Source organism: Craterilacuibacter sp., assembly GCF_051659485.1.
In the GTDB taxonomy this organism is placed as follows: Bacteria; Pseudomonadota; Gammaproteobacteria; order Burkholderiales; family Chromobacteriaceae; genus Craterilacuibacter.
This window is the reverse complement of sequence record NZ_JBOFOO010000404.1, coordinates 1-4057: the sequence shown is the minus strand read 5'-3', so window position 1 is coordinate 4057 and position 4057 is coordinate 1. Positions and strand designations below refer to the sequence as shown.

Genomic DNA, 4057 nt, shown 5'->3' with positions numbered 1-4057 from the left:
ACCAGTTTTTGCCGGTTTCTTCGTCCACGGTCGCGCGCAGCTCTTCGATAAAGATCGCGTCGGCACGGCGCAACAGGTCGGCGAACTCCATCTTCACTTCGCCGAGGATGCGCACGCCCAGACCCGGGCCCGGGAACGGATGACGGTAGACCATGTCGTGCGGCAGGCCGAGCGCAACACCCAGCTGGCGAACTTCGTCCTTGAACAGGTCGCGCAGCGGCTCCAGGAGCTTGAGCGTCATGTCTTCGGGCAGGCCGCCGACGTTGTGGTGGCTCTTGATGCTGTGTGCCTTCTTGGTCTTGGCGCCGGCCGATTCGATTACGTCCGGGTAGATGGTGCCCTGCGCCAGCCACTTGGCATTGACCAGTTTGTCTGATTCGCGCTGGAAGACTTCGACGAATTCGCCGCCGATGATCTTGCGTTTCTTTTCCGGGTCGGTTTCGCCGGCGAGCTTGCCCATAAACTGCTCGGTGGCATCGACACGAATTACCTTCACGCCCAGATTCTGCGCGAACATTTCCATCACCATCTGGCCTTCGTTCAGGCGCAACAGACCGTGATCGACAAATACGCAGGTGAGCTGGTCGCCGATGGCGCGGTGAATCAGGGCAGCGGCGACCGAGGAGTCGACGCCGCCGGACAGGCCGAGGATGACTTCTTCGTCACCGACCTGTTCGCGGATCTTCTGTACGGTTTCTTCGATGTAGTTGGGCATGGTCCACGAGGGCTTGCAGCCTGCAACCATCAGTACGAAGCGATGTATCATCTCGCTGCCGCGCTTGGTGTGGGTCACTTCCGGGTGGAACTGTACACCGTAGAAACCGCGGGTCTCGTCGGCCATGGCGGCGACCGGGCAGGCCGGTGTTTCGGCGATGACATGGAAGCCGTCAGGCAGTGCGCTGACCTTGTCGCCGTGGCTCATCCACACGTCGAGATAGCCGTGGCCGGCATCGTCGATGCGGTCCTGCAGGCCTTCGAAGACTTTGGAGTGGTGGCGTGCCTTGATTTCGGCATAGCCGAATTCGCGGGTGGTGCCGGCTTCGACCTTGCCGCCCAGCGTCTGCGCCATCCATTGCATGCCGTAGCAGATGCCCAGCACCGGGATGCCCAGCTCGAACAGGGCAGGGTCGGCTTGATAGTCGGATTCGTACACCGAGTTCGGGCCGCCGGAAAGAATAATGGCCTTGGGCGCAAAGGCACGGATTTCGTCCATGGGCATATCGAACGAATGCAGTTCGCAGTATACGTGTGCTTCGCGTACGCGGCGGGCGATCAGCTGGGAAACCTGCGAGCCGAAGTCGAGAATGAGAACCTTGTCCATGGCTGTCCTTATGGGGGTGAGGGGGCTAGGGAAGGTGTCTACCCAGCCCCTGGCTTTTATCGGGAATGTGGTGGCTGCGGGCAATCAGCATCAACAGGCCGGCCAGCACCATCCCCAGCGATAGGGCATGGGACAGGCGCAGTATGGCTTCATGGTAGAGCCAGACGGCACCGCCGGCGTAAACCAGCAAGGGGCTGCTAACCAGTGTTGTCTTATTGATGCCGTCTATCAGTAGCAGCGCGAGTCCGGCGCCTGCCAGTAACAGGGCCAGCAAGGTTTGCGTATCAGGCAGCAAGGCGGTGCTGCGCAGAAACCACAAGCTGCCCAGTACGATCAGCATGAGCGGAAAGGTCGCGCCGGACTTCATGCCTCAGTACCTGTTTTCTTTGACGATGCGCTGCTTTTCCCGCTGCCACTCGCGGTCTTTTTCGCTATCGCGCTTGTCGTGCTGTTTCTTGCCTTTGGCCAGGCCGACCTGCACCTTGATATTGCCGCGGGTGTAATGCATATCGAGCGCGACCATGGTGTAACCGGCGCGCTCGACTTTGCCTATCAGCCTATCCATTTGCGTGTGCGACATCAGCAGCTTGCGGCTTCTGACAGGATCGGGGTTGACGTGGGTCGAGGCCGATTGCAGGGCGGTGATATGGCAGCCTATCAGCCAGAACGCGCCGTTCTGCCATACAACGTAACTTTCCTTGATCTGCACGCGACCGGCACGGATGGCTTTGACTTCCCAGCCTTCCAGCACGAGGCCGGCCTCGAGTTGTTCTTCGATGAAGTAATCGTGAAAGGCTTTGCGGTTCTGGATGATGCTCATACGTGTCTGCCTTACGGAATCCGCCATTTTAGCAGATCAAACGGCTGTGCCAACATTTAGCACGGTCTGGCGGTGTGGGATGATACCTTGTCGTGGCGGCTTTGCTTCGTGTATTGTGGCGTTTTTGCTACCCATCCGATTCATGCAGGCCGTCGAAAAGAATGTTCTCGTGGCACATACGCCCGAGCAAATGTACGCATTGGTGTCCGACTTTGCACATTATCCCCGTTTTCTGCCTTGGTGCAGCCACGCCGAAGTGGTAGCCGCAGATGGCGAGCACCTGCTTGCCAGCTTGCATATCGACTATCTCAAGGTTCGCCAGCACTTCACCACCCGCAATCTGCACTGCGCGCCCCAGTCTATTTCCATGCAACTGGTTGACGGGCCTTTCAAGTCTTTGCACGGGGGCTGGCTGTTTACACCCTTGGGCGATTTTGGCTGCAAGGTCGAGTTTAGTTTGCAGTACGAGTTTTCCAGCCATCTGCTGGAAAAAATCATCGGCCCGGTATTCGGGCATATCTCTGGCACGCTGGTCGATGCCTTTATCAGGGAGGCGGATCGGGTCTATGGCGATGACTGATGAAATTGAAGTCGAGGTTGTGTTTGCGCTGCCGGAGCGGCAGATGCTGGTCAAGCTCAAGCTGCCTGGCGCATGTACGGCGCGTGAAGCCGTGCTGCGCTCTGGCGTGATCGCGGCGTTTCCCGAGCACCCACTGGATATCGAGACCCTGAAACTGGGAATTTTCAGCAAGGCGGTTAAAGCCGATGCCGTCCTGCGCGACAAGGACCGGGTAGAAATCTACCGCCCGCTGATTGCCGACCCGAAAATGGTGCGTCGTGCCCGTGCCGAGGCCGGCAAAGTGATGAAAAAAGGCGGTTAATCACCGCCTTTTTTAGGCGATAGCCTCAGTGGCTACGCTCGTTAGTTCACCTTCCGCCGACTGGGTGCGGTTCTTGCCATTCAGTTTGGCCTGATACATGGCCCGGTCGGCACGCTCGATCACGTCTACGTCTTTTTCTCCCAAATGCCAGAGCGCAACCCCTGCACTGAAGGTCATGACCAGACGCTCATTATTGGTCAGGAAGAAGTTGCGGGTCAGCTCGCGCTGCAGGCGCTGGACCGCCATCACGGCTTCCTCGATCGGCGTGTCCGGCAGCAAGATAACAAATTCTTCGCCACCGAAACGCGCACAGATATCGGAAGGGCGCAGCTGGCGGCGGATGGCCTCGACCAGGAAGCGTAAGGCATGATCTCCCGCCTGGTGGCCATATTTATCGTTCAGTTGCTTGAAGTTGTCGACATCCAGCAATGCCACCGAGAGTGGCGAGCCGGTGCGTTCGGCACGGCTGAGTTCGCGGGCAAAGTATTCATCCAGTCCGCGCCGGTTATAGGCACCGGTGAGTGGATCTTCCCTGACTTTCGAGCTGGCGTTTTCCAGCGCCAGTTCCAGTTCTGTGATGCGCTGCTGCGCGTTCTCGACTTCGTCCTGCGCCGCGATCAGGCCGGCACGCGAGTGCTGCAATGTGTGCTGCATGGTGTCGGTGTCTTGCGACAGCTCATCCGCGATGCGTTTGACTTCATCCAGACTGCAGGCAAGTTGCAACTTGCCGCTGTAGCCGGAGATCCTGTTCTGGAAAATCTCGGTGTCGCTACTCATTTGTGACAGCTGGGTCAGGAATGTCCCCAGTAGCGAGCGCAAGGAATGTGCGGCTTCATCCAGCGAACTTTTCAGCAGGCCTTGCTGGTGGATAACCGCCTTGAGCTTGGCCTCCAGCGGGTAGATTTGCTGCATCGACAATAAGGGCGCCGCCAGCATCTCTTGCAGGCTGCTGATCTGCCCGAGCAGATAGCTGTCCGAGCCATTGAGTTCGGCGATATTTTGCAGCAGCAGGGTCAGCAGATTGCTCAGCCCGGA

The 4057-nt window shown here is 58.5% G+C and carries 6 protein-coding genes; 2 read left to right on the top strand and 4 right to left on the bottom strand.

Translation table 11 applies throughout. From position 1 onward, the window contains the following. The 3 genes from guaA to smpB all read right to left on the bottom strand — a co-directional run. Positions 1 to 1321 (bottom strand): glutamine-hydrolyzing GMP synthase (guaA, locus tag ACRC1E_RS13745; RefSeq protein WP_438515654.1); only part of this gene is annotated, 1321 nt, incomplete at its 3' end. A 25-nt stretch (positions 1322 to 1346) separates the two neighbouring features. Then, on the bottom strand, positions 1347 to 1688 hold the full coding sequence (locus tag ACRC1E_RS13740; RefSeq protein WP_438515653.1) for a hypothetical protein: 342 nt from the start codon (positions 1686 to 1688) through the stop codon (positions 1347 to 1349). Positions 1689 to 1691: 3 nt separating this feature from the next. Continuing rightward, positions 1692 to 2168: an SsrA-binding protein SmpB gene (gene smpB, locus ACRC1E_RS13735; protein ID WP_438515652.1), complete on the bottom strand. Its 477-nt coding sequence runs from the start codon at positions 2166 to 2168 to the stop codon at positions 1692 to 1694. 115 nt (positions 2169 to 2283) lie between these two features. On the opposite strand from smpB, the gene ACRC1E_RS13730 reads away from it, so the two are divergent. Together ACRC1E_RS13730 and ACRC1E_RS13725 are read left to right on the top strand one after the other, a co-directional pair. Beyond that, positions 2284 to 2721, top strand: a complete 438-nt coding sequence (locus ACRC1E_RS13730) for a type II toxin-antitoxin system RatA family toxin (protein WP_438515651.1) — start codon at positions 2284 to 2286, stop codon at positions 2719 to 2721. Then, positions 2714 to 3022 (top strand): RnfH family protein, encoded by a 309-nt coding sequence (locus ACRC1E_RS13725; protein ID WP_438515655.1) that lies wholly within the window; start codon positions 2714 to 2716, stop codon positions 3020 to 3022. The genes ACRC1E_RS13730 and ACRC1E_RS13725 overlap by 8 nt, the downstream gene beginning before the upstream one ends. A gap of 12 nt (positions 3023 to 3034) precedes the next feature. Here ACRC1E_RS13725 and ACRC1E_RS13720 read toward each other — a convergent pair. Then, positions 3035 to 4057 (bottom strand): GGDEF domain-containing protein (locus ACRC1E_RS13720; protein ID WP_438515650.1); only part of this gene is annotated, 1023 nt, incomplete at its 5' end.

Bases quoted from the DNA above. Each gene is read 5' to 3' on its own strand.
- smpB (WP_438515652.1), bottom strand. From the start codon at position 2,168: ATGGCGGATTCCGTAAGGCAGACACGTATGAGCATCATCCAGAACCGC.
- ACRC1E_RS13730 (WP_438515651.1), top strand. From the start codon at position 2,284: ATGCAGGCCGTCGAAAAGAATGTTCTCGTGGCACATACGCCCGAGCAA.
- ACRC1E_RS13725 (WP_438515655.1), top strand. From the start codon at position 2,714: ATGACTGATGAAATTGAAGTCGAGGTTGTGTTTGCGCTGCCGGAGCGG.
- ACRC1E_RS13740 (WP_438515653.1), bottom strand. From the start codon at position 1,688: ATGAAGTCCGGCGCGACCTTTCCGCTCATGCTGATCGTACTGGGCAGC.